24 protein-coding genes and 2 pseudogenes are annotated in these 24,032 nt (G+C 37.9%); 10 read left to right on the top strand and 16 right to left on the bottom strand.

Going from position 1 to position 24,032, the window contains the following annotated elements:
- Nucleotides 1-64: 64 nt before the first annotated feature.
- Nucleotides 65-679: a TetR/AcrR family transcriptional regulator gene (locus tag NST01_RS06085; protein ID WP_341041667.1), complete on the bottom strand. Its 615-nt coding sequence runs from the start codon at nt 677-679 to the stop codon at nt 65-67.
- Nucleotides 680-893: 214 nt separating this feature from the next.
- On the opposite strand from NST01_RS06085, the gene NST01_RS06080 reads away from it, so the two are divergent.
- Nucleotides 894-2,006, top strand: a complete 1,113-nt coding sequence (locus NST01_RS06080; protein ID WP_341041666.1) for an NAD(P)-dependent alcohol dehydrogenase — start codon at nt 894-896, stop codon at nt 2,004-2,006.
- Between the two features lie 78 nt (nt 2,007-2,084).
- Here the strand turns inward: NST01_RS06080 and alr are convergent, their stop codons facing one another.
- Complete coding sequence (alr, locus tag NST01_RS06075) at nt 2,085-3,266, bottom strand: alanine racemase (protein ID WP_341041665.1); 1,182 nt, start codon at nt 3,264-3,266, stop codon at nt 2,085-2,087.
- 250 nt (nt 3,267-3,516) lie between these two features.
- Between alr and NST01_RS06070 the strand changes: the two genes are divergently transcribed.
- A complete protein-coding gene (locus NST01_RS06070) occupies nt 3,517-3,780 on the top strand; it encodes a hypothetical protein (protein ID WP_024720168.1) in 264 nt (87 codons plus the stop codon).
- 789 nt (nt 3,781-4,569) lie between these two features.
- Here NST01_RS06070 and NST01_RS06065 read toward each other — a convergent pair.
- From NST01_RS06065 to NST01_RS06055, 3 genes are all read right to left on the bottom strand, one after another.
- Nucleotides 4,570-5,703 carry a response regulator aspartate phosphatase gene (locus NST01_RS06065; RefSeq protein WP_136944435.1) on the bottom strand — a complete coding sequence of 378 codons (1,134 nt, stop codon included), beginning with the start codon at nt 5,701-5,703 and terminating at the stop codon, nt 4,570-4,572.
- Between the two features lie 128 nt (nt 5,704-5,831).
- Nucleotides 5,832-6,251 (bottom strand): GNAT family N-acetyltransferase, encoded by a 420-nt coding sequence (locus tag NST01_RS06060; protein ID WP_341041663.1) that lies wholly within the window; start codon nt 6,249-6,251, stop codon nt 5,832-5,834.
- A 20-nt stretch (nt 6,252-6,271) separates the two neighbouring features.
- Nucleotides 6,272-6,841 carry a TetR/AcrR family transcriptional regulator gene (locus tag NST01_RS06055; RefSeq protein ID WP_341041662.1) on the bottom strand — a complete coding sequence of 190 codons (570 nt, stop codon included), beginning with the start codon at nt 6,839-6,841 and terminating at the stop codon, nt 6,272-6,274.
- 181 nt (nt 6,842-7,022) lie between these two features.
- Between NST01_RS06055 and lpdA the strand changes: the two genes are divergently transcribed.
- Nucleotides 7,023-8,417 carry a dihydrolipoyl dehydrogenase gene (gene lpdA, locus NST01_RS06050; protein ID WP_341041661.1) on the top strand — a complete coding sequence of 465 codons (1,395 nt, stop codon included), beginning with the start codon at nt 7,023-7,025 and terminating at the stop codon, nt 8,415-8,417.
- A 114-nt stretch (nt 8,418-8,531) separates the two neighbouring features.
- On the opposite strand, the gene NST01_RS06045 is transcribed toward lpdA, so the two are convergent.
- A complete protein-coding gene (locus NST01_RS06045) occupies nt 8,532-9,692 on the bottom strand; it encodes an MFS transporter (RefSeq protein WP_412055006.1) in 1,161 nt (386 codons plus the stop codon).
- Between the two features lie 109 nt (nt 9,693-9,801).
- On the opposite strand from NST01_RS06045, the gene NST01_RS06040 reads away from it, so the two are divergent.
- On the top strand, nt 9,802-10,707 hold the full coding sequence (locus NST01_RS06040; RefSeq protein WP_272755234.1) for a LysR family transcriptional regulator: 906 nt from the start codon (nt 9,802-9,804) through the stop codon (nt 10,705-10,707).
- Nucleotides 10,708-10,723: 16 nt separating this feature from the next.
- Nucleotides 10,724-11,287 carry a GNAT family N-acetyltransferase gene (locus NST01_RS06035; RefSeq protein ID WP_035700391.1) on the top strand — a complete coding sequence of 188 codons (564 nt, stop codon included), beginning with the start codon at nt 10,724-10,726 and terminating at the stop codon, nt 11,285-11,287.
- A gap of 4 nt (nt 11,288-11,291) precedes the next feature.
- Here NST01_RS06035 and NST01_RS06030 read toward each other — a convergent pair whose 3' ends face one another.
- Nucleotides 11,292-11,816, bottom strand: a complete 525-nt coding sequence (locus NST01_RS06030) for a DinB family protein (protein WP_341041658.1) — start codon at nt 11,814-11,816, stop codon at nt 11,292-11,294.
- Between the two features lie 193 nt (nt 11,817-12,009).
- On the opposite strand from NST01_RS06030, the gene NST01_RS06025 reads away from it, so the two are divergent.
- Together NST01_RS06025 and NST01_RS06020 are read left to right on the top strand one after the other, a co-directional pair.
- Nucleotides 12,010-12,708 carry an aspartate/glutamate racemase family protein gene (locus NST01_RS06025; RefSeq protein WP_035392360.1) on the top strand — a complete coding sequence of 233 codons (699 nt, stop codon included), beginning with the start codon at nt 12,010-12,012 and terminating at the stop codon, nt 12,706-12,708.
- 23 nt (nt 12,709-12,731) lie between these two features.
- Entirely contained in the window at nt 12,732-13,607 is an 876-nt protein-coding gene (locus NST01_RS06020; RefSeq protein WP_341041657.1) for a LysR family transcriptional regulator, read from the top strand.
- Between the two features lie 43 nt (nt 13,608-13,650).
- Here the strand turns inward: NST01_RS06020 and NST01_RS06015 are convergent, their stop codons facing one another.
- Nucleotides 13,651-14,547: a macrolide 2'-phosphotransferase gene (locus NST01_RS06015; protein WP_341041656.1), complete on the bottom strand. Its 897-nt coding sequence runs from the start codon at nt 14,545-14,547 to the stop codon at nt 13,651-13,653.
- A 592-nt stretch (nt 14,548-15,139) separates the two neighbouring features.
- Here NST01_RS06015 and NST01_RS06010 point away from each other — a divergent pair.
- A complete protein-coding gene (locus NST01_RS06010) occupies nt 15,140-15,388 on the top strand; it encodes a DUF2651 family protein (RefSeq protein ID WP_035392368.1) in 249 nt (82 codons plus the stop codon).
- 41 nt (nt 15,389-15,429) lie between these two features.
- Here the strand turns inward: NST01_RS06010 and NST01_RS06005 are convergent, their stop codons facing one another.
- The gene (locus tag NST01_RS06005) at nt 15,430-16,260 is read right to left on the bottom strand and encodes an SMI1/KNR4 family protein (protein ID WP_181362775.1); all 831 of its coding nucleotides are present in this window, start codon (nt 16,258-16,260) and stop codon (nt 15,430-15,432) included.
- A gap of 265 nt (nt 16,261-16,525) precedes the next feature.
- Between NST01_RS06005 and NST01_RS06000 the strand changes: the two genes are divergently transcribed.
- Entirely contained in the window at nt 16,526-17,344 is an 819-nt protein-coding gene (locus NST01_RS06000; RefSeq protein WP_008348355.1) for an oxidoreductase, read from the top strand.
- 72 nt (nt 17,345-17,416) lie between these two features.
- A complete protein-coding gene (locus NST01_RS05995; RefSeq protein WP_060832251.1) occupies nt 17,417-18,073 on the top strand; it encodes a TetR/AcrR family transcriptional regulator in 657 nt (218 codons plus the stop codon).
- 747 nt (nt 18,074-18,820) lie between these two features.
- On the opposite strand, the gene catA is transcribed toward NST01_RS05995, so the two are convergent.
- From catA to NST01_RS05960, 7 genes and pseudogenes are all read right to left on the bottom strand, one after another.
- The gene (catA, locus tag NST01_RS05990) at nt 18,821-19,480 is read right to left on the bottom strand and encodes a type A chloramphenicol O-acetyltransferase (RefSeq protein WP_008348362.1); all 660 of its coding nucleotides are present in this window, start codon (nt 19,478-19,480) and stop codon (nt 18,821-18,823) included.
- 305 nt (nt 19,481-19,785) lie between these two features.
- Entirely contained in the window at nt 19,786-20,388 is a 603-nt protein-coding gene (locus tag NST01_RS05985) for a YczE/YyaS/YitT family protein (RefSeq protein WP_007498941.1), read from the bottom strand.
- Nucleotides 20,381-20,833: a GNAT family N-acetyltransferase gene (locus tag NST01_RS05980; protein ID WP_046343304.1), complete on the bottom strand. Its 453-nt coding sequence runs from the start codon at nt 20,831-20,833 to the stop codon at nt 20,381-20,383. The genes NST01_RS05985 and NST01_RS05980 overlap by 8 nt, the downstream gene beginning before the upstream one ends.
- Before the next feature lie 479 nt (nt 20,834-21,312).
- The gene (locus tag NST01_RS05975; RefSeq protein ID WP_048003227.1) at nt 21,313-21,513 is read right to left on the bottom strand and encodes a hypothetical protein; all 201 of its coding nucleotides are present in this window, start codon (nt 21,511-21,513) and stop codon (nt 21,313-21,315) included.
- Nucleotides 21,503-22,619, bottom strand: a pseudogene (locus NST01_RS05970) (response regulator aspartate phosphatase). The gene NST01_RS05975 and the pseudogene NST01_RS05970 overlap by 11 nt, the downstream one beginning before the upstream one ends.
- Before the next feature lie 226 nt (nt 22,620-22,845).
- A pseudogene (locus NST01_RS05965) lies at nt 22,846-22,983 on the bottom strand (CatA-like O-acetyltransferase); the annotation flags it as partial.
- Nucleotides 22,984-23,110: 127 nt separating this feature from the next.
- A complete protein-coding gene (locus NST01_RS05960; RefSeq protein WP_341041655.1) occupies nt 23,111-23,941 on the bottom strand; it encodes a sialate O-acetylesterase in 831 nt (276 codons plus the stop codon).
- Nucleotides 23,942-24,032: the final 91 nt, after the last annotated feature.

Raw genomic sequence — 24,032 nt, 5'->3', positions numbered from 1 at the left:
TCATAAATTTAGGGCGCACTTATTTCTATTAATATCTTTCTACATATATCAATTTTATATGACATTACCTTTTCATAATCGCTTCTTCATCTTTCAACTGAATCATAAGTGAGGATTGAATATATAATAAATTGATAATGCGGCGTGCCATTTCTGAGGGAGATGCATTGTAGTCATTTCTGATCCATTCAATGATAAAACCAAAGATGCCGTATGAACGATACTGGACAAAATAACTGTCGTTGATTTCTGCATACTGATCACTCACAAACGACATTCTATTTTGGAAAATATATTGTATTTTCTTAAGCAATTGTTCTTGTATGTGTGGAATTCGGTCTTCCATCACTAATAAATCATAATAGTCGCGATTTTCAACGATATATTGAAATACATCAGTGCCTTCTGGTTTCATGCGAGTTAAATCCAACAGTGGATTTTCACGAGTCGGCTTACAAAATTCATATTCGAAATCGATCATTTCCCGGTGAATAACATCTGCTGCTAATTCATCTTTACTTTCATAATGCACATAAAACGTCGTCCGATTATAGTTTGCCTTTTCCACAATATCCTTCACTTTTACATGCGAATATCCTTTTTCTTTTACTAGTATTTTGAATGTTTGACGAAGTGTTTCTTTTGTTCGCTCAACACGGCGATCCTCTTTTTTGATCATGGGCCCCTCCTTTAGACACTTTTTAAAAAATGTTGATTAGAGATACATAAATTCATTTGTGTTGAAAACCTATACAAAAAATTTTTTTTGCTGATTGAAACGGAAAATCTTTCGTCCTACAATCAACTTAGTCATAAAGAAATGAATTTTTTGTGACATTTGATCTAACCTTTCTTCAGAATATCATACTATACAAAAAGTGAGGGCACATGATATGGAAATTCAAGCGATGGTCACAACAAATGAAAAAGATTTCGAGAAACAAACACTATTACTAGATGATCCAAAAGCAGATGAAGTGCTTGTCAAAATCGTTGCATCTGGCGTTTGTCATACGGATGCCACTGTATTAGATGGCACGCTTCCTGTCCCACGTCCTGCTTTATTAGGACATGAAGGCTCTGGTATTGTCGTAAAAGCAGGTTCTAATGTCACAACCGTTCAAGAAGGAGACCACGTTGTACTAGGTTTCGCTTATTGCGGTCATTGCCATAATTGTCTTGACGGGAACGCTGGTGGATGTGAAAACATGATTCCACTAAATTTTTCTGGTCGTAATAAACATAATGAAACGCCTATCCATACACATGAGCATCAAGATGTATCACAATTTTTTGGTCAATCGTCATTTGGTACATATGCAACGGTTGATGAGAAAAATGTGGTGAAAGTAGACAAAGAAACTGATTTACGTTATTTAGGACCATTTGGTTGCGGCTTAATGACTGGGAGCGGTACTGTCTTAAATTCTCTTGCTCCAGCTCCAGGTACAAGCTTTGTTGTGTTCGGTACAGGCGCTGTTGGTTTAAGTGGGTTAATGGCAGCAAAAATTGCAGGCTGTGATCCGATTATTGCCGTTGATATCCATGATAGCCGCCTTGAATTAGCAAAAGAATTAGGTGCAACACATGTCATCAACAGTAAACATGAGAATCCAACTGAAAAAATCAAGGAAATCACAGAAGGAAAAGGGGCACATTACTCATTTGAAACAACTGGAGTACCAGAAGTCACGCTAGCTGCCCTTCACTGCCTACGTGTCAAAGGAACTTGTGCAACAGTAGCAGTAGGAAAGCGCGATTTAACGTTTAATGTGACAAATGATCTCATGCTCAATGCGCTCACGTTAAAAGGTGTGATAGAAGGAGATGCCGTTCCTCAACTATTCATTCCTAAACTAGTCAAGTTCTTTAAAAATGGACAATTCCCAGTTGAGAAACTAGCAAAATTCTACGAATTAGAAGAGATTGAACAAGCCTTTGAAGATTCTAAAAATGGATCTACGATTAAACCAATTCTTATTTTAGATAAAGAGTATCGAGCTTAAGTCGTAATGAGACATGAAACTCAAAATCCCCCTTTCCATATAAAGGGGGATTTTTGGACTTTCATGCTCTCCTTACCTTCACACATACATCACCGGCGTCGATATTTTAATAATCTTCCCGCCTCGACGATAAAACCTTGGGACTCGGCGGCTTAAGGTCGCGACAACTTCGTAGTTAATCGTATTGAGCATTTCAGCAATTTCATCAACAGAAATTTCTCCGCCCTTTTGACGGCCATAAATGACGACTTCCTCACCTTGCTTTGCTTTCATCTCTCCTAAACTGATCATCGTCATATCCATTGTAACTCGGCCCGCAATCGGCATTCTTTCTCCGCGGAAAAGCATAAACCCTCGATTGGATAAAGCACGTGAGTACCCATCTGCATAGCCAATCGGTATGGTCGCAATGACTTCGTCAGGCTTTGCCACATAGGTTGCCCCATAGCTGACCGTCCTAGGTTTTGTAACCATTTCTTTTACAAAAGCAATTCTTGCCTTTAAGCTTAGTGCCGGTTCCAATTGAACAGCGTCTAAGCTTTGAATATATTGCGAGGGATACAATCCATAAAGTCCGATACCAAGCCGGATCATATCGGCACTAAATTCAGGAAACGCAATCGAAGCAGCTGTATTGTTCATATGTACGGTCGGCAGTTTGATCCCTTCTTCTTTCAAAAACCGAAGAAAATCAATGAAGATGCTGTGCTGAAGCAACGTAAAATCAGGATCAGGCTCATCCGCAGTAGAGAAATGCGTAAATATTCCATCCCACCTCAGGTGTTCACTCTTTTCAAGCGCCTTCACCACCGCTAACAGCTCTTCCTTTGTCCGTACACCTAATCGCCCCATCCCCGTGTCAACATTGACATGAATCCCAAGCCGGCGCTGGCTTTCTTCTTCCGATAAGATCTCATTTGCTTGAGCAATCCAGTCTTCTCGAAGGCCGGAGAGGTCGATTCTCCAGGCTGCGGCCCTTTTCACACAGTCGAGCGGTGTAAATCCAAGAACCAAAATCGGCGCTTCAATTTTTGCTCTTCGCAGCACAATACCTTCCTCTAAGCTAGCAACTGCGAGCTCCGTCGCACCGCTTTCTAGTGCCTGCCGCGCTACCTCCACTGAACCGTGTCCATAAGCATTCGCCTTCACGACGGCCATGATCTTACTCTTCTTTGGAATATGCGCTTGAATGGCTTCGATATTTCTTTTAATCGCATCAAGATTGACTTCAATCCAGACTTCCCGGCAAAGTTTTTGCATGTATTTCTCCTCCTAATCAATTTAATCATCCCTTTATCCATGTTCACTTTTATGCGTAGTCTATCTTTATTCATTTTTAGGAAAAAAATTCAATCATGCCGAAAACAAACAATTCCTAAATATGTATATTTTTTTAATTTTTATTTATTTAGACATTTTTTGACATTTTCCTCCTGCTAGACGTGCTATTCTTATAAGCATCTGTTAAACATTGGTTTAATAGAAAAATAAGGAAAAGGGAGATGTTTTAATGTTTAAGGGAAAAATGAAAAAAATAGTGGGAGCTACTCTCTTCACTGGTGCTTTAATGTTCTCTGCAATTCCTGCTGATGCCGCTTCGAATTTAATCCCTATTAGGGACAAGTATGATGGCTATCAATATCAATGGAATGGCTACAATAGCAGTGGAGTAGCAACCGTCACCGTTTTCTTTAGAGATTCGAATGGTAAGTCTTACTCTAATACTTATGAATGTGTCACTGTTATAAGCGGCACTTGTTATGTTTACGAATAATGTAAAAATGCAAAAAAATCTGCCCCCTTTATTAGGGCAGATTTTTTTGCTTCACATACTTAGAGGCCTCACATGAATAATGATTCCCCCTAGTAATCATTATTCATGTGGTACACTTTTCTAGCTATTCTCATATTATTAACAACATTCAACATTGAATCGATATAAAGACGAAAAAGAAATTTACATTGGCAATTCAAATTTTGAATGAGTTTATAGTGGAGTTTTGCGAATGAAAAATGAGACTTGAGAACTTTTGAATCTTTGTTGTTCTAGTATCGGCTTATACTGCCTGCCAATCAGAATGTTAAATTCATGAATGCTTTGCTAACTATTGATTTTGATTAAAATCTTTAGCGATAAGAAAGGTGACAATCAAATAGAAGATTGTTCCGAAAAACATACCATTTAACAAACTGATTAACAACATCTTACAAATCAGACCAACATAATAAGACACTGGCGTCCCTGGAAATACAGCCATATTAAACAGGCTAATCATAAAGGTTAAAGCAAAGAATATAATGAAAATCCTTCGAAATAATTTGGATTTTAACATTGTCATTTTACTTCCTCCTCAATATCTTTTCTATGGGAAAAATATTCTTTATTCATAGCATATATACCGTCTTAAAATAAAAAGCCCTTAAGGGGCTTTTTATTTAAGCAGTATAACCGATACTTGCCGTATGACCTCTCCTAGCTTCATCATGACTTGCTGTCACTTCAGATGTAAAATAACTAACAATACTGATGACACTGATCACTGCACATACTACTGATAACGTTTTAAATTTCATACTGACAGTCACCCCGCTTTACTTGAGTTTGGAAATAAAGAATTTTTTCATAGAAATGCATCGCATTGTCTTTATCTCCCATCTCATTATAATATTTTGCAGCATCTTTTGCTAAGTCTTCAAGGTCAGGATACATGGACTTCATCTCTAACCAATCTGAAATTTTTTCTAGTTGTTCAAAATTGTTGTCAACGTATAGTGATTTTAAAAACGTAAAGATACGTAACAACACATGATCTTTCAGCTTTTCAGATAGTTCTATACCGTTATGTAATGCATACGTACCTAGATCTTGTTCGTTCTTTTTAAAATAGGATTTTGATAACATAACGAGAGGGTCTAAAATTCGATTTAAATGCTCGTACCCCTGCTCTTTAAATGCTCGAATCGAGTCATTAAAGTGAACAATTGCTTGTGCTAGGTCACCATGATGGAAATAACTCAACCCTAAATTATAGAGCGCTGACCCTTTTAGTCTTTTTGTTGAGTGATCGGCAGCTTGTTCAAGCGCACGTTCAAAATGTGGAATGGCTTTTTCGGGGCAGCCCATATCAATATAGTTTAATCCAATGACAAAAGAACACTGGATTTCTCTGACTGTGTATGTATCTTTTTCTCGGTAACATTCTATCGCCTGTGCGATATGGTGCATGGACATGTGGGTTTGTTTCATGTGGTAATAGATTTCCGCCATCTTGTAATTGAACTCGGCACGTTCAATATCGTCGCTGACAAGAGACAGCTTTTTTTCTGCTCGCTTATAGAAGGTAATCGCATTGAGGTATTCGTAGTTTTCAAATTCATACATCCCATAGAAAAAATTAAAGTAATACTCAAGCAATCCTGTTAATTTCTCTTGATCTTTTTTTATCTTCACTGCAAGTTCCCTGAAGTTCGCTCGTTCTTTCCCATTTTCTAAAGGATTCAAGTAATCTAGCATTAATTTATGTCTGAACTCCATGAGTGAGAAATACAATAATAAATCTTGATTCTCTTCCATATGATCAATCATTGATTTGATTTCTTCTTTATATGCTTCGGCGTCCGGTACATTAAATCGTTGAATATGATAATACCATTCATTGATTTTCAAACCGACGTGAGAAGAAAGCACTTTCTCCATCAGCTCTTACCCCTTCCTCTATTTTCCCTATAATGACATATATTATCATTTTATGAATCATTCGACACCGAAAATAAACCGCAAAAAAGCCCTATAAAGGGCCGTGTGAATGATAGATAACATGACTTCTATTCATAAATAAGCACCCAGTACTTCGCCCCAGGCTCCCCCTCCTCTACAACAGCCTTCCATCCTCTTTTTTGATAAAAAGACAAAGCTATGTGATTTTCGGATACACATTTGAGGGTGACTGGTGTTCCGAGCACTTTGATCGCATGTTTCAGCAACAGATCGCCAGCCCCTTGACCAGCAGCTTCTGGATGTACAAACAAGAGATGAATAAAACGATCTGGTACATATAATGAGATGAATCCAAGGATTTTATTGCTCTCCTCAGCTAAGAAAATTTGCTCTTCCTGCGTATCTTGATCAAAATCTTGCAGTTTGATTTCTTCTGTATTGAGCCAGTGAAAGCTCTGACGTCGGGATTCTAAATAGATTTGTCTTAATTGTGGATAATCTTCTATGCTTGCTTCTCTAATCAACATCGCAACATCCCCTATGTTTTTTAATTTGAATTTAAAATGTGTTTTGCCTGTGTTCTACCTGCCATTAACAATTGATCACTGAACTGCGAATCATTGACAGCTCGTGCAAGAGCAATTGTACCAATCATGCTGCTTACTAGTGCGTAACTGGTAGAGAGATCTATGTTTCCCGTATCAGCTGTAAACGCCATAAACCGTTTCAATTCATCTGTATAGGCTTTACGTACCTCTTGCGATAATTGAGCAATCTCCCCTGCCAGTGCAGGCAATATACAGCCGATCTCCGTCTGATCACGGTGAACGGAACTTAAATAAAATTCAATAATCGTCTGAATTCGAGGCTGATCTGCTTTCTTATCTGCAACACTTTGCAGCAGCTTGATCGTATCAGTAATAGCAAAATGAAAAGTCTCTATCACCAACTGATCCTTGTTCTTAAAGTGAGCGTAAAACCCTCCATGAGTTAGACCTGCCCCTTTCATAATGTATGGCAAACTGATACTACGGACGCCATTTGTTCGAAATGCTCGTGCAGCACTAGCGATGATCTGCTCTCTCACTTTTGACTTATGACCTTTCGGATAAGGCATCCTCTTTTCTCCTTCCTTTTAACTCATCTAAGTGTATTTATTAAAATATTATAATTATCATATTATCTTGTGTCAATTGACTAAAATCCATCTTTCCTCACTCAAATGGGATTGACTTCACTAAAATATGATGACTATAATATATTATGATCATCATATTTTGAAATTGGAGGTGCAAGAAATGATTCATTTAGAAACAGTAGATACATTAGTGATTGGATCAGGTCCAGGGGGCTACGTGGCGGCATTACGTTCAGCTCATCTCGGCATGAAGACAGCGATAGTAGAACGTGATCAGTTAGGTGGCGTATGCACCCATGTAGGCTGTATCCCTTCTAAAGCGCTAATAGCAGAAGCAGAGCGGTTCAAACTCAGCACACAATGGGGTGGTTTTCAAGAAGGCGGTTCTTTCAATGAAGCTCAAGCGTTCAAAAAAGCTGTTGTGGAAAAACAAGCTGGAGGCGTCCAATTTTTGTTAAAGTCAGCGGGAGTTACTATTTTGGAAGGCGAGGCAAGCTTGTTCGATCAGCATACAGCGGTGATTCAACATGCCGAAAAAGGTGAAAAACGAATCAACTTCAAATACCTTATATTAGCAACCGGCTCTCGTCCAATTGAAATTAAATCACTCCCTTTCGGAGGTCGTATATTGTCTTCCACTGAAGCACTATCCCTTCCCGAAATCCCTAAAAGCCTTGTCGTAGTTGGGGGTGGATATATTGGTGTTGAACTCGGACAGATGTTTGCAAGGTTTGGATCAAAAGTCACCATTCTAGAAGGCGGCAATCAAGTATTGCCTGGTTTTGAAAGTGAACTTGTCTCACCTGTTGTTCGACAATTGAAAGAAGATAACATCACCGTGATTACAGGAGCAAACGTCATAGGTGCCGAGCAGCATATGAGCGGAATTGATCTTCATTATGAGAAACAGAAAGAAAGTTACACGTTGAAAGCAGATTATGCACTGATTACTGTCGGAAGAAAACCGAATACAGATGGAACATTAGGTATCCATTCTATCGGTTTGTCCATTACCCCTAACGGACTAGTTAAAATTGATGAACAATGCAGAACTTCCATTCCGCACATTTATGCAATTGGTGATATCACCGAGGGTCCTGCTCTGGCTCATAAAGCTTCCTATGAAGCGAAGGTGGCAGCAGAGGCAATCGCCGGGAAACCTTCGATGATCGATTATAAAGCGATCCCACTTGTTGTGTTTTCTAGCCCAGAATTGACGAGTGTTGGACTGAGCGAAACGGCTTGCAAGCAACAATCGATTCCGACTGTTACTGGAAAAACAATGTTCTCTATTAATGGTCGAGCACTGGCATTAAAAGAACCAGAAGGATTTGTGAAGATTGTGGCCCATGCTGAATCTGGCCTTATTTTAGGAGCACAGATCGTAGGTGCAGAGGCATCTACTCTTATATCAGAACTTTCTCTCGCTATTGAAATTGGTGCTACAGTAGAAGATTTAGCCATGACGATTCATCCTCACCCAACATTAGGTGAAATGATCATGGAGGCTGCAGAAATGGCCACTCGTAAAGTTGAAAAATTTCTTTCACGATAATTCATTCAGGTGCATCTTTTAAAGATTGAGCAAAATAATCGCCATAGCCTACTTAGGAATAGGCTATGGCGATTTCAATTGAGTCATGATATAAAAGCAGCGGTATATTGATCTTTAATTGGATACCTCTTCACGTTTTTTTCCTAACTTCATCGATAACTGAACGCCAATCATCAGCATCACGATGGCGAGCATTGCGACAATAGCAGCTTGAAAATGTCCGCTGATATCGAAAATCAAACCGATTAAAAATGGACCAAATCCTCCCATGATGTACCCGCCCATCTGTGACATCGCGGACCATGTACCGGCTTCTTCTGGTGTACGCGTTTCAATAATAGGCAGCATAAGCGCTAAAGGAAATAATCCACCTGCTCCAATCCCTAGAAAAATAACAGCTGGCAGGATCGGCATTGGCAGTAGAAGGAATATGAGGCCAATCAGCTCTGACAAACTGCATAAGATCAGAAATAATTTCGGCTTTCCTAGACGATTAACGATTGCTGGAACAAGTAATGCCACCGGAATCTGAATGAGCGTAAATATCGTAAGCAGCATGGCGGCATACTGCGGACTATTCCCAAAATCAAGCGCAATGGGTGAAATCCACGCTGTTAACGAATAGAACATGCTAGACATAAAGCCAAAGAACAAGGTGAATTGAATGGCTTTTTTGTTTCGCAGCGGTAATCTCAGCGGCACATCTGCATGATCTGCTTGTTGGTTTTTACGAGCTAGACCGAGCCATAAAATCAGTGCAATCACGCCTAAAACCGCCCAACAGGCTAACGCAAGTGGAAGGTTATGCTCACTGCGAAGGTAAATCGGAATGGTCAAGCCCGAAGCAAGTGCAGCGCCAACTGTCATCGATATAGAGTACACACTGACAATCCCAGGACTTTTCGGAAAATACTTTTTAATAAAACTAGACAACAATGGTCCGGCAAAACTAATTCCAACTCCTCCTGCAAAAGCAGTCATGAGAAGGATGGTAACCGTTTGACTTGTACCACGCAGTCCAGTCGCAATTGTGATAAGAAAAATCGAGAAAAAAAGAGTTCTCTCTAATCCAAACCGGCGGCTTAGTTTCGTTGCTACAGGGGCAAACACTCCCATGCACAAGACCGGCAAAGTGGTTAAAAGACTTGCCGTGAGTGCACTAACGCCAAGGTCTGATTGAATCATGCTCATCATAGAAGCTACGGATGTAATGATTGGGCGCAAGTTTAATGCAGCTAAAAATAAAGCGGCTAAATAAAATATTTTTTTTATCAATACTCTTCTTCCTCTCTCATCTTGTTGAGGTTACTATGAGTATAAATCCGCTTCATTCATTGATCAATACAATAATTCGTATTATGATGATAGGAAAATACTATCATTAATGAAAGGATGGCATATGGATACTCGTCACATTACCTATTTTATGGCTGTATTCGATCATTTACATTTCACAAAGGCTGCAGAGCAGCTAGGTATATCACAGCCTACATTAAGCCAACAGATTCAACTGCTTGAAGCTGAAGTTGGGATGCCGCTCTTTGACCGAATCGGTAAAAAAGTAGTTGCAACTGAAGCTGGTTCGCTTCTTTATCAATATGGCATGAAAATGCTTCAGGCTGAACGAGATGCAAAAAATGCCATGAAAGAACTCTTATCTGAACAGCGGGGTACCGTTCGGCTTGCCGTCCTTCCCTCTGATCTTGACTTTCAGCTTGTTCCGCTTTTTGTAGAATTTAAAACGCTGTATCCAGAGATCAATCTAAAGGCTTTTTCGACCATCTTTGTTCGTGACGAGGTGCTCTCACATAAAGTCGATATCGGAATTGGGCTGCGCGGGCCTGCGGATAAACGCCTGATTCAAATTCCACTTGGCGATGAGCCCTACGAATTGTTTGTTCATTCAGACAGTGAACTGGCAAAAAGGCGTGAAGTGACGCTAAAAGAGCTGACAAAGCATGCGCTGGTCATGTATCCAAAAGGCTATCTAGGAAGAGATTTGGTCGATGACGTATGTAAAGAACACGGTTTTGAATTGGACACGGTCATGGATGTTGGGTCTGCCACTTCATTATTGCAGTTGGTTGAAGCCGGGATCGGTGCCACCATCCAGCCAAGAGGGCTGTTAAAGCAACATTCAGCATGGCCTAATATTGTCTCTATCCCTATTTCTGCCCCTGCTCCTGTTCGGCATCTTGAATTAACGTATTATGCCGATCGATTTGTGACAAAATCGCAAAAACAGCTATCTGAATGGCTAATAGACTTTTTTAAATCAAGAACAAACTAAAAAGTGAGGGTAACACATGAAGAATGCAAACAGCATATTTACAAGAACAAACCGGGTTGTGATTCGTCAGTTTGATCAGCAGGATATTGAAGCATTTTATCAATACCGATCAAATCCCTCTATTGCCACATTTCAATCCTGGGAAAACTACACGCACGAAGACGCTGAATCATTTGTACAACACCAAATGACGCAACAACCTAATCAACCAGGGACGTGGTTTCAATACGCGATTGCCTTATCTGAATCCAATCAGCTGATAGGAGATTGCGCCATTCATACACTCGGCAGCGAGCCTAGAATCGTTGAAATAGGATTTACACTCGCGCCTGAATTTCAAGGAAAGGGCTATATTCATGAAGCCTTGAATTCAATGATCGAATATATTTTCACTACACTGAACAAGCATAAAATCATTGCCTTTACAGATGTACGAAACGAAAAATCTATTCGAGTACTGGAACGTTTAGACATGAGACGCGAAGGACATTTGCTGCAAAATTATATGTCAAAAGGACATTGGGTCGATGAGTATCAATATGCCATTCTTCAATCTGAGTGGGCCGCGAAGCGTCATTAAACATTTATTTCCTATTCAAAATCCCTAAATAAGCGCTCCACGGTCCTACATCGGTTCGATATCGTTCCGCCATGACTCGAACAATTTGGGAGATATGGGTGAAATCATGGACAACCCACGCAGAAAGTAATTCGCTCACTTTCACGACTCCAAACTCCGGGTGGACGCCCTTTTTCTCTAAATCAAGGCCTGAATGTGTCATACGCTGAATGTATGCCACATTCTCCATCCGCACATGATGAAACTCAGATAATGCTTGTTCTATCTGTCTTTCAGATTGGTTCAAATGAGAGTAGCGGTCAAACGCAGGAAATGGTGTATTCTCTCCATCAGCAAGAATGACATTTAATCGGGGAATCCAGTTGAATTTCTCTGCTTCAATCAAATGTTCAATGACTTCAACGGGATTCCACGTTCCCTCCCCTTCACGACTGTGGAGCCAATCCTTCGATAAACCTGACAAAAGACTTTCTAATGTACGAGGAGTTCGACTCAACATATCTAAAGCTTCATCCAAATTGAAATTCATAATGGTAGCTCCTTTATCAATTTTTCTTTATTCTAATGTTTTTTGATTAGATTGCAACTCATACCGCAAAACAGATAAAGAAGAAAATAAAAGGTGCTTTTAATCAACCTTCTATATACAAATAGAACTTTTCTATAACACTCACCCTCCTTTCTTTTTTTATAATAGAAAAAAATGAAATGTGGTGATATGCATGTCTACAACAATTGGTATTATGGGTGGTATGGGCCCTTTAGCGACGATTGATCTGATGAAAAAAATCATTTCTCATACACCAGCGATAAAAGATCAGGATCATCTCCATGTAATTGCTGATAATGATCCGCAAATCCCTGATAGAACCAATGCCATATTTGGGAAAGGCGAAGATCCTACAGAATATATGATTGCATCAGCTAAAAGATTAGAACGCGCAGGAGCGGACTTTATTCTGATTGCATGCAATACCGCTCACTTCTTTTTAGAAAACGTACAACAATCCACTCATATCCCTATCATGAATATGCCATTAGAAACCGCAAAGCACCTGAACAAACATCACTATACGTCTGTGGGCTTACTATGTACTGATGGCACATTAAAAACCCAGCTCTATCAAAAGGCTTGTGCCCATCACAAGATTGATGTCATGACTCCTAGTGAAAACCTTCAGAAAAGTGTGATGAATGGGATTTATGCCGTGAAAGCAGGGAAATTGAGTAAAGGCGAAAGTGAACTGGCGTTAGCTGCAGAAATTTTAATCAATCAAGGAGCAGAAGCCATCATTGCCGGCTGTACAGAAATTCCTCTAGTTCTAAGGTCAACCAAAGCTGTGAAAGTGATTGACCCTACTGTCATTTTGGCGAAAGAAGCTGTAAAATTAGTGTATGAACTTGAAAAGCTAAACATTTAAAGAACGTCATATAAGGGGATAACATGAATATTGAGAATATAGAAGCGTTTATTTATGTATGCCAGCTAGGCAGTATCAATAAAGCTGCAGAAGCATTGTATTTAACCCAGCCTTCTGTATCAGCACGTATTCAATCGTTAGAAAAAGAATTAGACCTGAAATTATTTGATAGACAGAGAAATAAATTATCTCTGACGGAAAAAGGTGAACAGTTTTACCCGCATGCCAAAAAGATTCTCCATTCTTATCAAGAAGCAAAGCATAGTCTCAAACAAACGATGATCCCTTATGAATTGACGATTGGATGCGCATCCTCTATTTCCAATAATCTATTGCCTAACATATTGCCCGCCCTAAAAGAAAAATACGAAAACCTGAAAGTGAAAATTGTAACAGGACATTCAAAGGATGTTGTCCAAAAAGTGATTAACAACCAAGTAGACTTTGGCATTGTCAGGACTGAAACACATCCTCAAATTGAATCAATCCCGATTTTCAGCGATCCAATCGGGCTGTTCGTCCCAACTCATCACCCGCTTGCCAGACTAGGCAACATCAATATGAATGAACTAGAAGAACAACCTTTTATTTTCTTTGACTATGGGTCATTTGATTGGTTGATGCTCCACCGATTATTTCAAAAAAACAATATTACACCGAACATCTCCATTGAGGTTGATCATATGGAAACTGCAAAAAATTTAGTACTGCAAGGAATGGGACTATCGTTTCTACCTCATCATTGTGTTAGAAATGAAGTAAAACAAGGAACATTAAAACAAATTTCAATTGAGCCATCTATCAATTTCAACATCAATATTGAGTTCATTTATAAAAAAGGAAAATCCAAATCCGTTTTCATTGATCAACTCAAACAGTTTTTTCATGATTTAGATTAAAAAAAGCCCTTTTTAGGGGCTTTTTTGGATTCGTTCTGATTGATTAGCTTTCGTTTGCCAACATGTATGCTGCAGATTCATACATATCTTTCAATCCTGATCTCTGTGCGTACTCGGCCACAGTGATCGCACTTGTCGTCAGAAGTTCTATTATATGTTCATCCATTCCTGACCAAGTTCTCCCGCCTGCTTTTTCATACGCATGGATAAGTTTCGTTAATCCTTCTTTCCCAAAGAGAAGTTGATGCGACAAAAAGTCGGCAGATACATCACCAATCCCCACTTCAGACCAATCAATCACACCAGTAACACATTGATTTTCATCAATCAGAATGTGGCCAGGATGCAAATCTCCATGCTTCACTCCCACAAAAGGCGGCCATAAAGAATCTTTAGCTAGCCATTCTTGCCAGCGCTCCCATAAACCGCTGTTAATGGTGTATTGCGATTTGACACGTTCCATTCGCTGTTTCATTGATCCTCTTAATTCATGAGCACTGAGCATGTCCACACCGATCGTTTTAAAAGGCTGTTGATCTAAGGAATGTACATTCGCTAAAACTCTTCCTAATGATTCATAATAAGCTTGCGGTACATTCGTTTGGTCAAATCTCCACTCATAAGATTGCTGTTCCACATCAATACTAGCCGCCGGTACCCCCTCTAATTGTTTATAAGCAATCAGACTTTCTGTAAAGATAGACCACTTAGGAACCTGAAAGTGAACCTGATTACTAATGTAATCTAATGTCTTTTTTTCTTGTAAGGTATGTTTCATTGATTCAGGTCTGCGAGGCATTCTTATTATCCATTGATCACCATGTAAATCTTCGACGTGAGCGACACGGAAATCCACACCTGATTCATTTATTTTGATGGTATTCTCTAAAATCTCTAATCCGTGATGTTTGACTAACTGCTTTAATTCCAGTCTATTCATATCCAATCCTCCAATTGTTCATTTAGTCATGATCAATAGGCATCAAGAATATCATCACAAAACCCACAAACAGGCTACTTTATGTGGTCAGAGTAAACAAAGCTAGACATATGCCTTTCTTTGCATCATAAAAAACATACAAAAAAAGACAGACCGATTAGCTGCCTCTTTTCTAGTGAAATTGCATACTTTCCCGCTGAAGATCATTAAAAATGTGCAGACTACCCCGTTTACTCCGTTTGATGAAAACAGAGCCTTTGAACATATGAAATTACTGATTCAAAGTTTTCTGGCGTAATCTTCCTGCATGCATCATTTTTAACCATCCTCCTCTATATCATATAAATTTACTATACTTTATTTAAATATGACTTTCAATAAGATGACAAAAAGAAAGATTTAAAATCATCAAAAACCCTTTAAATTACATAAAATGAAATAATTTCATTTTATGTGTTATGATATGGTTATTGATTCTTCTGTCTAATATAATTTACTAAACTCAAAAACCCGATGTACTATGAATTTTGAGTGTATGAGAGACAATGAGAACAAATCAAATGTAGCTAAGTCATTTAAAAGGAGAATGGATATGACTCATTTAGAATTCGCATTCGGCTTGCTTCCAGTCAGTATGATCATCGCTTCTTTTATCGTCACATTGTTTGTACAAAAGGTTTATTTCATGCCAATTGTGAGCTTTATCATTTTGCTCATTCTGACATTTACACTTTTTAATGTCTCTTTCTTTGGCTGGGCTGTTGTTTACACTTTAGGCTCATTCATTGCTTCATATATAGCATTATTCATTATGAAAATTTTAAATAAAAAGAGATCATAAACTACATTCGAAAAGCCCTGGAAAGGGCTTTTCATCTTTCACTATCGTTTTTTCACTGGATGAATGTCCTCTCCCAAAAAGGCGGTATTCGGATCTTCACTATTTTCTAGAAATTCAGCAATTTCTTGCAGCTCTTGATTAATACGGTCATTCCTTGGCATATCTGGGTTTAACAGAAGGTTGGAGTGAATAGCAGTAGCTGTTTCATACAAGACATGTTGATCTTTTATCTGTTTGATGCACTGTTTCATGCGCAAGAAAAACCATGCGATCTCTTCAATGTCTTCCATCGGATAATGTGCCATTTTGAAGAGATTCTGCTGACGAAGGTCTCCTCTCTCAAAAATGTGTTCAAGCTCTTCTTTACTGATATATAAATCCGAAGCTTCCTCCTCAATCTCTATTACTTCAACCATGGCGTCGTCAGCTGTATATAACCGCTTAACAAATTCATCGAAACTATCTGCCAGCTTAAAATCTACTTCCAGCTCTAAATCGAAATAGTGAATAGGAGGATGTTCCTTCGTTTCTCGATAATCCATGGCAATCCATGTATCTTCTTCCCCGCTGATGAAAACAAATCCCTCTGGTAGCTCCAATTCATCACTTAACTGAACACTATTCATAATTCCATCATCTTTAGCGATTCCTCTTAGATGATCGAATTGAACATGATCCTCTGCCCATGAATTCGGCCGTTCGGTTGGAAAAGCATTACGAACTGTAAAACCACCATTCCATTCTAAAATGAGTTTTTTGTATGTATCGGGTAAAGTGACTCCAAGTGTTCCCTCTGCTTCACGAATTTGTTCCTCATCTATCTTTTCTAACGTAAAAGGACTCTCTTCATCTTTCTCCCAGAATGATTTCAAATTCAAAATGGATGCCTCCCAGTATTTATTGAGATAAGTATATCATTCATATTTTTAAAATGACCACCAGATCCTCCGGCCATTGGCGGTCAAAGTATTAAACACCTTTTTTGTACTCTTAAAGCGTTTCATGGTCATAAATTCGACCATTAAAACAAATGATAAAACATCTTCATATTCCCCTTTACAGTTGACCGTCAGTCATTTATAATTGACCCTAAGTCATATATAATTGACCAAAGGTCATTAAAAGGAGGAAGAACGAATGAGTAAAAAAGTTGCTCTTATCACAGGTGCATCAGCAGGTATTGGAAAGTCCACAGCAATTGAATTAAATAAGAAAGGTTTTATTGTTTATGGTGCTGCTCGTCGAAAAGAAATGATGGAGGATCTCATCTCTCAAGGAATTCACACCATTTCACTTGATGTCACTGATGAAGAGTCTATGGTAAACTGTGTACGTGAGATTTTGGACAAAGAAGGAAGAATCGACGTGCTTGTCAATAATGCCGGCTATGGCTCATATGGTGCGGTGGAGGATGTATCTATGGAAGAAGCTCGAAGACAAGTAGAAGTCAACCTGTTTGGACTGGCCAGAATGACGCAGCTTGTTCTGCCTAATATGAGACAAAACAACTATGGAAAGATCGTCAATATTTCTTCTATGGGTGGTAAAGTGTGGACATCATTTGGCGCATGGTATCACGCTACAAAATTTGCAGTAGAAGGTTTTTCTGATTGCTTACGGTTAGAAGTTGAACCATTTGGTATTGATGTGATTGTTGTGGAACCTGGCGGGATCGCAACCGATTGGGGCGTCATTGCAGCAGAAAAACTTAAAACTGCTTCAGCAAAAGGAGCTTATAAAGAAGCTGCCAACAAATCAGCAGATAATATGGTAAAAACGTATTCAGGAAGTAATTTAACAAAACCAGATGTCATTGCAAATACAATTGTGAAAGCTGTCACTGTAACGAAACCTAAAACGCGCTATTTGGTTGGGTTTGGTGCTAAACCTATGGTGTTTATGAAAAATCTCCTGGGTGATCGTACGTTTGACAAAATCATTAAAAGATTCAGCTAATCACTTGCTCCCCTAAATATCTCTTTGTCTGACTCCAAATCAAAATTACCTTTGAAATGGAGGTTGAAAATAATGAAACGAGCGATGACAGATGAAGCGAAGGCTCTAAGAGCTCAAGCGATTTTAGATAAAGCAGCAGCGCTTTTTGAGACACATGAATATAACCAAATCAAAATGTCAGATATCGCCAAAGAAACGAAGCTATCAAAGGGCATACTATTTGTTTATTTCAAAACAAAAGAAGCTCTTTTCTTCCAACTATTATGCCGGGAATATGTAAAGAGACTAGAACGCTTCATTGAAATTATTTCTGAAACACAGATCAAAAACCTTCAGGATATCAAACAACTTTTTCTGAAAGAATTGGAAGAAATCATTGATAAAAATCCTATGTACATTAGATTAGAAGCCATTCGCACGTCTGTTTTGGAAAGAAACATCGACTCTGATACCATGCTTCAATCAAAACTGTTATTATTTCAAAAGCTAACGGAAATGACAGACTTACTTTGTTCAAATGATGTGATCAATGAGGCGCAAGTGATGGATATTTTTCAAGCTGAAGCAGCGATTATCACTGGATGCAAACTCACTGCCACTTTACCAGATGAAGTCATTACTATTATTGAAAATCATAATTTGCATGAATTTAAACGAGATTTTAAAACAGATGTGATGAATACAATGTCTTTTTATCTTGATGGTTATTTACACAACCTTGAGGCTTGACATAAAATGTTGTGCACAACAAAAGTGCATACAACACTTACATCTTCCTCATGTTCATGATGATTTTGACTGAAGCCAATATGAAAACAGACCTCCTTAAGGTCTGTTTTCATATGTTTTATACATTTTGAGATGCTGTGCGTCGAGCAATCATCGTCGTGTTTCGACATGTTTTTTGTTGTTCTTTGATTGTTGTATTCCGCATTGATTTTGTTTTAATAATTTCAAAATTTTATTTAACCTTTTGTTGGGCTGTTATTTAATTTGTTAATCTTTTTTACGTTGTCATAAACCATAACTTGTTTAATATTTATCAAAATCGAAACCATATTTCCTGTAAACCCTAGCAGCATAATGAATTGCTATGGTTGAATTAACGTTCTATATTCCATTACTACGTAGTTTATCACCTATCTTTAATTGACTTAGAAGCTTAAATATACTCAGAATCATCACAAATCACTTTTCAGGCCTACTCTTGAAAACAGTTTCAAGCTGAAATTTTCTACATCCCCTACTCACAATTCATTAAGTTCCCTTATATTCCATTTATTATCACATGATAGAATTTACAAAACACCGAAAAGAAACCGCAAAAAAAAATGAGAAACAAATCTTTATTGCCATTAATAGCTACTTGTCACGTTTAAATTTTCATCAAAAAACAAAAAAGCAGACTCATTTAAGTCTGCTTTAAGCTATCTTTTAAATTCCACGGGAACACCTCTTGCAAATCACTCCTGACATTCAGGACATATCCAATGAATCTAACCACTCTTCACAATGTTCTATAAGCCATCTCAAATATTCAACATATTGACCGACATGATAGCCATCACAAACAGCATGATGTACTTGAATCGCAACGGGCAGAATGATTTTTCCTTCTTCCACCTTAAACTTGCCTATCGTAAATATTGGCAGTAAATAAGTTATATCTGTAGATACATTAAGGTTAAAAGAAGTAAAATCAATCCACGGCAGGCTTGAAATATTGAACATGTTTTCTGGCATATGAGGTTTCGGAAATAGGCTGCTGCTTTTGCTGTAAGTGTCCATGTCCGCTACACAGCTTTTATAAAACCGAGCAAAGTTTTCATCATAAGGCGTCCAAATACTTGAAAACGTCTTTGTTTCTTTATTTAAAATCGTATAACTAGGATGGAGAATCTCCCAGTAACCAAGTTCATCGTTCACTTGATCCATCCGAAATTCCGGTAATTTTTGCACAGCTCTTGCTAACAAATAAATTTGCACAGGATATACTTTTAGCCTTTTTTCTTTTAATATTGCATACAATTTTGTGATGTCTAGATCGATCACCAGACTATATGAGCATCGGGTTACCGTCATATAATGATGAAAGTGCTCTTTTCTCGGATAATTTTCATCTATTTGTTTAAACATTTTTTATCTCCTCCTGAATGTTATTTCATGTATTCAGGAGGAGACTTTATCTGTTTTCACCACCACAATCATCCTTTCAAGAGTTATGTCATGTTTCTGTCCATTCAAAGTCTACCATGAGCTTTGTTTATGATAAAGCCTCCAGCAACTCTTCGTAAGTAATCTTCCCTAACGTGAAGGGTTCTAGTGATATATATATTTCTCCCCTGCCAATATAGAATTTGTAATTATCAGCGCTATCCTCTATTCACTTCTACCTTTACTATAGAAGCTTTTTAATTGATTTATCGTACCCAGCCAAATCATCAATTTGATAATAACCGACGGTTAACAATAGGCATGAAAAAGTGAAGAATGATGCCTCCGAAACAAATAGTTAATATGGTTCCAACACCGATAGGTCCTTTGCATATAAAAGCTAATATGAAGAAAAATGCATATAATATTGTTCTCGAAAATGCGATGGTTCTTTTTGAAATATCTCGAAGAATGAGTGTTAAATGATCAATTGGTGTTGATGCGAATTTTGTTTGAAGATATACGGCTGTTCCAAGACCAATGAATATCAAACCAGCTCCAAAGCAAGTCAGTTTGCTAAACCACGTGCTTGTATCAATGACATATTTGATGAGGAGTAACCACAGATCAATACCGATTCCAGTCACGAACGCTGTAATCAAACCTAAAAAAACAGGTTTTTTTCTCACTAATATAGAATTGCAAATTAAGATGATGATAGAAATCAAGACCTCCCAGCTCCCTACGGTAAGACCAAATTCTTTGGAAAGGCCAACTAAAAGGGCATCAAATGGGGAAGCACCTAGTCCTGATTGTATTGTTAATGAAATTCCTAAACTTAATACGAGTACACCTAAACCGTAAGAAACATACTTTTTTTTATTAGACATGATCTCTACTTAAAGATAATTCTTTTATCATTAAAACGTGCAGAATCCCGTCTTCCATAAATTCATCTGAAGCAGTTTGAAAACCAAGTTTTTTATAAAAACCTTCTGCTTGTGTTTGTCCATGCAGCTTTATCTTTGTAATTCCTTTTTCTTGCATGATTTTTTCCAGTTCTCTGATAATCACTTTGCCTAAACCGTACTTACGATAAGGTTTTAGGATGCAAATTCGTTCCAATTTACCTGTACCATCCACAATACGCACCCGACCTGTGCCGACAGGTTCATTGTCATGGCATACCAAGACATGCTGACATTGTTCCTGAAGAGTGTCAAATTGATCAAATTCTTCAGACTCAGGTACTTGCTGTTCATCAATAAAGACCGACTTTCTAATATTAAGAGCAACTTGTAAGTCATTTTCAGTTGTTATTTTTTTTATATGCATTGTTTATCAATCCTTTTCTGATATTAGTCTGAACCAGGTGAAGCATTTATAAGGTCTTATACTAGTAAGAATAAAATATTTTTATTGCAATTACAACAAAAATGCAGGTTTTTTTAAGATAGTGGGCATTTTGCAAGAGAAAGAAATTGAGAAAGCTGGTTTTAGTAGTGAATGTCGAAGCGGAATTAATGCGAACTATTGCGCCACTTATCAGTTTGGTATCTCTTGGCGTTACACTTCTCACTTTTGGTGCCTTTATTTTTTTGTGATTAACATTTGAAGAAAGTTCTCAGAAAAAATCCCCTAGCCATAAAAGTCAGGGGTTTTACTTTGTTCTTCCCTGAAAAAGACTGATTTAATAAGGTTCTATGATGAGCCTTTCTGATAAAAAATGTGCATTTCTGAAGAAAACTGAAAAGGTTCATCCCCAATCTGTCCCCATAAAAAAACAGACCCTGCATGGTCTGTTTTAATTTTGCCTATACGTTTTGAGAAATTGTATTTCGATTGATCATTGTCGTGTTTCGATCGATTTTTTGTGGAATGAAAGTTGTATTTCTATTCGACTCCTCCATTGTTGTATTCCGATTTGATGCTGGTTTAATCAAGCTAGATGCTTCATATAAACCTGCACCTAGAAGGATAATAGAGCTTATAACAATCATTTTTTTAACACTCATAAAGACACTCTCCTTTTTGAATATTATGTTGGGCTTGAAATGCCTTCCTGTAATATTCTGTTGCTTTCTCAAACTTTCCTCTTTTTTCATGAATCACTGCAAGGTTTTTAGTGAATTCTTCTACGAAAACAAACAACTGCTTTTCTTCAAATGCCTGTAGCATAGCTTGAATCTCTTCCTCATCATTACTTTCATATGTTGTTCTTATAGAACGTATTAATAAAATTTCGTGCGGGTTCTCTTTATGAGAGACAAGTTCCAAAGCTTTATCCACTAATTTGGATGCTTCATCATTTTCTCCTGTCTTATATAGTGCCCAACAGAGATTAACATATATGACCGATTTTACATCGTCCACACCATCTTCTGATATTTCAAGAGACTCTTGATAATATTGGATAGCCTTTGCATAATCTTGTTTTTTTTCATAATTGTTTCCTATATTTAAAAGTGCCTTGGCAATCAACCTTTTATCCGCTATTTCTTCAGCGATGGAATAGGCTTTATTCAGATGTATTAATGATTTTTCATACTGCTTAAAATCATCATAATTTCCTGCTATTACAAATAAGCATTGAACTTTTCTAATCTTGTAACTCATACTGATCGTATATTTCAAGCGCCTTTATGATGTGATGCATAGAAACATGAGTTTGTTTCATAATATAGTAGGCTTCAGCCACCTTGAAGTGAAACTCCGCTTGCTCAATATCATCGACAACCAGTGCGAGCTGCCGCTCAGCGATCTTGTAATATTGAATGGCCTGTACATATTCTTTTATACTGAACTCATACATTCCACGAAAAAACGCGTTGTAATACTGCAGCATGCCGGACAATTTATGGTTGGAGTTTTCTATTTTATCTACTAAGTCTGCTATGGATAAAGAGCGCTGCTCTGAGGGTTTAATATAATCAAGCATAAGCTGATGACGAAAGCACATCAATTGATAGTAAATCAGTAAATCCTGGTCTTCTTCCATTCGTTCAATTTCTTGTTCTACCTCAGCTTTCAAAATCTCTGCATCTGGCACACTAAATTGACGAATCATTTTATACCATTCATTTATTTTCACACCAACATGTGAAGAAAGAACTTTCTCCATCCCCTTACTCCCCTTCTACAATATTTCCTTATATTACATTTATTATGACATACAGAAATTTACAAGGCACCGAAAAGAAACCGCAAAAAGAACCAGTGTACATCAATAAACCTTTGGCACATGTCTTTATCCTCACAAAACAAAAAGGCAGACTCATTTCAGTCTGCCTTCATCTTCTAGATTTCCATGAGAATACCTTTTGTCTTCAGGTAATTTGCATTGAATCTAGCCTTTTTTCTTTTAATATTGCATACAATTTCGTGATGTCTAGATTGATCACCAAGCTATATGAGCATCGGGTTACCGTCATATAATGATGAAAGTGCTCTTTTCTCGGATAATTTTCATCTATTTGTTTAAACATTTTTTATCTCCTCCTGAATGTAATTGCTTGTATTCAGGAGGAAGCTTTATCTGTTTTTACCACCACAATCATCCTTTCACAAGATATATCATGTTTCTGTTTATTCAAAGACTACTATGAGCTTTGCCTACGTTAAAGCCTCCAGCAACTCTTCATAAGTCATCTTGCCCAACGTGAATTTTTCTAGTGCTATATATGTATTCTCCGCTGAGGTTTTCATTCTATTATGACATTCATTCACTAACTTATGTTCATTTGGTAATGGTTCATGTAAATGTTCTTTTTTTCGACATGCTTCATAGTATCTTATCCCAAATATTCTTTGGGACATCGCATTGATGTGAATTCCGTCCGGGTTAGGTATAAGACCTTTCGCAGTAACATAATAACAATTTTCATGATCATGTGCATATTTTTGTAGTTCCTCATTGATCAGTTGATATTCCACACATCCTGCGCCAAATGCTGTCTTTCCTAAGAAATCGCCCAAACCACCTATCACAAGCGGAATGTTAGGGACAGATAATTCCGTTCTCAGTTCATGAATTAATCTTCGTATTTTTTCATTGTATTCTTTGTATTTTCCATCTTGGCTGTCACTTTCTCCTTGATGCCATAATATCCCGGCCAATTCGCTATCTTCCCTTGCAAATTTAGCTTCATTTATTGCATGACGAAATAATGCCCCATCTCGTGACCATTCATCAATGGTACTGCCACCTTCGGCACATGGAATAAGACCAATTTTTTCTCCCTCATGATCCTTACACCAAGTCTCCGCGAAGGAAGCCGCCAGTCCTACACCAGCTACCGACCTATCAAAATGAATAGGTTCAGTCATCATTTGCCATCTTCCATTTCGCAGCATCATGATTCTTTCATTATAAATTGGCGGCACTTCATGCTTAAAGCCTCGACCCGCCATATTAGATTGTCCAATTAGTAAAAATGACTTCATATTTTTCTCCCCCTCTCTTCATTTTTCATATTTTTGTTGAAAGAACAGTAAACAGTAATTACTTAGGGTAAGATCCTGATGCATCTATCAA

The sequence above is a fragment of the Bacillus sp. FSL R7-0166 genome, from assembly GCF_038008935.1.
GTDB lineage: Bacteria > Bacillota > Bacilli > Bacillales > Bacillaceae > Bacillus > Bacillus altitudinis.
Note: the sequence above shows the minus strand (reverse complement) of the source record. Positions and strands in the feature narration are given on the sequence as shown.

Coding starts and splice junctions, on each gene's coding strand:
- NST01_RS06085 (WP_341041667.1), bottom strand. CDS start 679: ATGATCAAAAAAGAGGATCGCCGTGTTGAGCGAACAAAAGAAACACTT.
- NST01_RS06080 (WP_341041666.1), top strand. CDS start 894: ATGGAAATTCAAGCGATGGTCACAACAAATGAAAAAGATTTCGAGAAA.
- alr (WP_341041665.1), bottom strand. CDS start 3,266: ATGCAAAAACTTTGCCGGGAAGTCTGGATTGAAGTCAATCTTGATGCG.
- NST01_RS06070 (WP_024720168.1), top strand. CDS start 3,517: ATGTTTAAGGGAAAAATGAAAAAAATAGTGGGAGCTACTCTCTTCACT.
- NST01_RS06065 (WP_136944435.1), bottom strand. CDS start 5,703: ATGGAGAAAGTGCTTTCTTCTCACGTCGGTTTGAAAATCAATGAATGG.
- NST01_RS06060 (WP_341041663.1), bottom strand. CDS start 6,251: ATGTTGATTAGAGAAGCAAGCATAGAAGATTATCCACAATTAAGACAA.
- NST01_RS06055 (WP_341041662.1), bottom strand. CDS start 6,841: ATGCCTTATCCGAAAGGTCATAAGTCAAAAGTGAGAGAGCAGATCATC.
- lpdA (WP_341041661.1), top strand. CDS start 7,023: ATGATTCATTTAGAAACAGTAGATACATTAGTGATTGGATCAGGTCCA.
- NST01_RS06040 (WP_272755234.1), top strand. CDS start 9,802: ATGAAAGGATGGCATATGGATACTCGTCACATTACCTATTTTATGGCT.
- NST01_RS06035 (WP_035700391.1), top strand. CDS start 10,724: ATGAAGAATGCAAACAGCATATTTACAAGAACAAACCGGGTTGTGATT.
- NST01_RS06030 (WP_341041658.1), bottom strand. CDS start 11,816: ATGAATTTCAATTTGGATGAAGCTTTAGATATGTTGAGTCGAACTCCT.
- NST01_RS06025 (WP_035392360.1), top strand. CDS start 12,010: ATGTCTACAACAATTGGTATTATGGGTGGTATGGGCCCTTTAGCGACG.
- NST01_RS06020 (WP_341041657.1), top strand. CDS start 12,732: ATGAATATTGAGAATATAGAAGCGTTTATTTATGTATGCCAGCTAGGC.
- NST01_RS06015 (WP_341041656.1), bottom strand. CDS start 14,547: ATGAATAGACTGGAATTAAAGCAGTTAGTCAAACATCACGGATTAGAG.
- NST01_RS06010 (WP_035392368.1), top strand. CDS start 15,140: ATGACTCATTTAGAATTCGCATTCGGCTTGCTTCCAGTCAGTATGATC.
- NST01_RS06000 (WP_008348355.1), top strand. CDS start 16,526: ATGAGTAAAAAAGTTGCTCTTATCACAGGTGCATCAGCAGGTATTGGA.
- NST01_RS05995 (WP_060832251.1), top strand. CDS start 17,417: ATGAAACGAGCGATGACAGATGAAGCGAAGGCTCTAAGAGCTCAAGCG.
- catA (WP_008348362.1), bottom strand. CDS start 19,480: ATGTTTAAACAAATAGATGAAAATTATCCGAGAAAAGAGCACTTTCAT.
- NST01_RS05985 (WP_007498941.1), bottom strand. CDS start 20,388: ATGTCTAATAAAAAAAAGTATGTTTCTTACGGTTTAGGTGTACTCGTA.
- NST01_RS05980 (WP_046343304.1), bottom strand. CDS start 20,833: ATGCATATAAAAAAAATAACAACTGAAAATGACTTACAAGTTGCTCTT.
- NST01_RS05975 (WP_048003227.1), bottom strand. CDS start 21,513: ATGAGTGTTAAAAAAATGATTGTTATAAGCTCTATTATCCTTCTAGGT.
- NST01_RS05960 (WP_341041655.1), bottom strand. CDS start 23,941: ATGAAGTCATTTTTACTAATTGGACAATCTAATATGGCGGGTCGAGGC.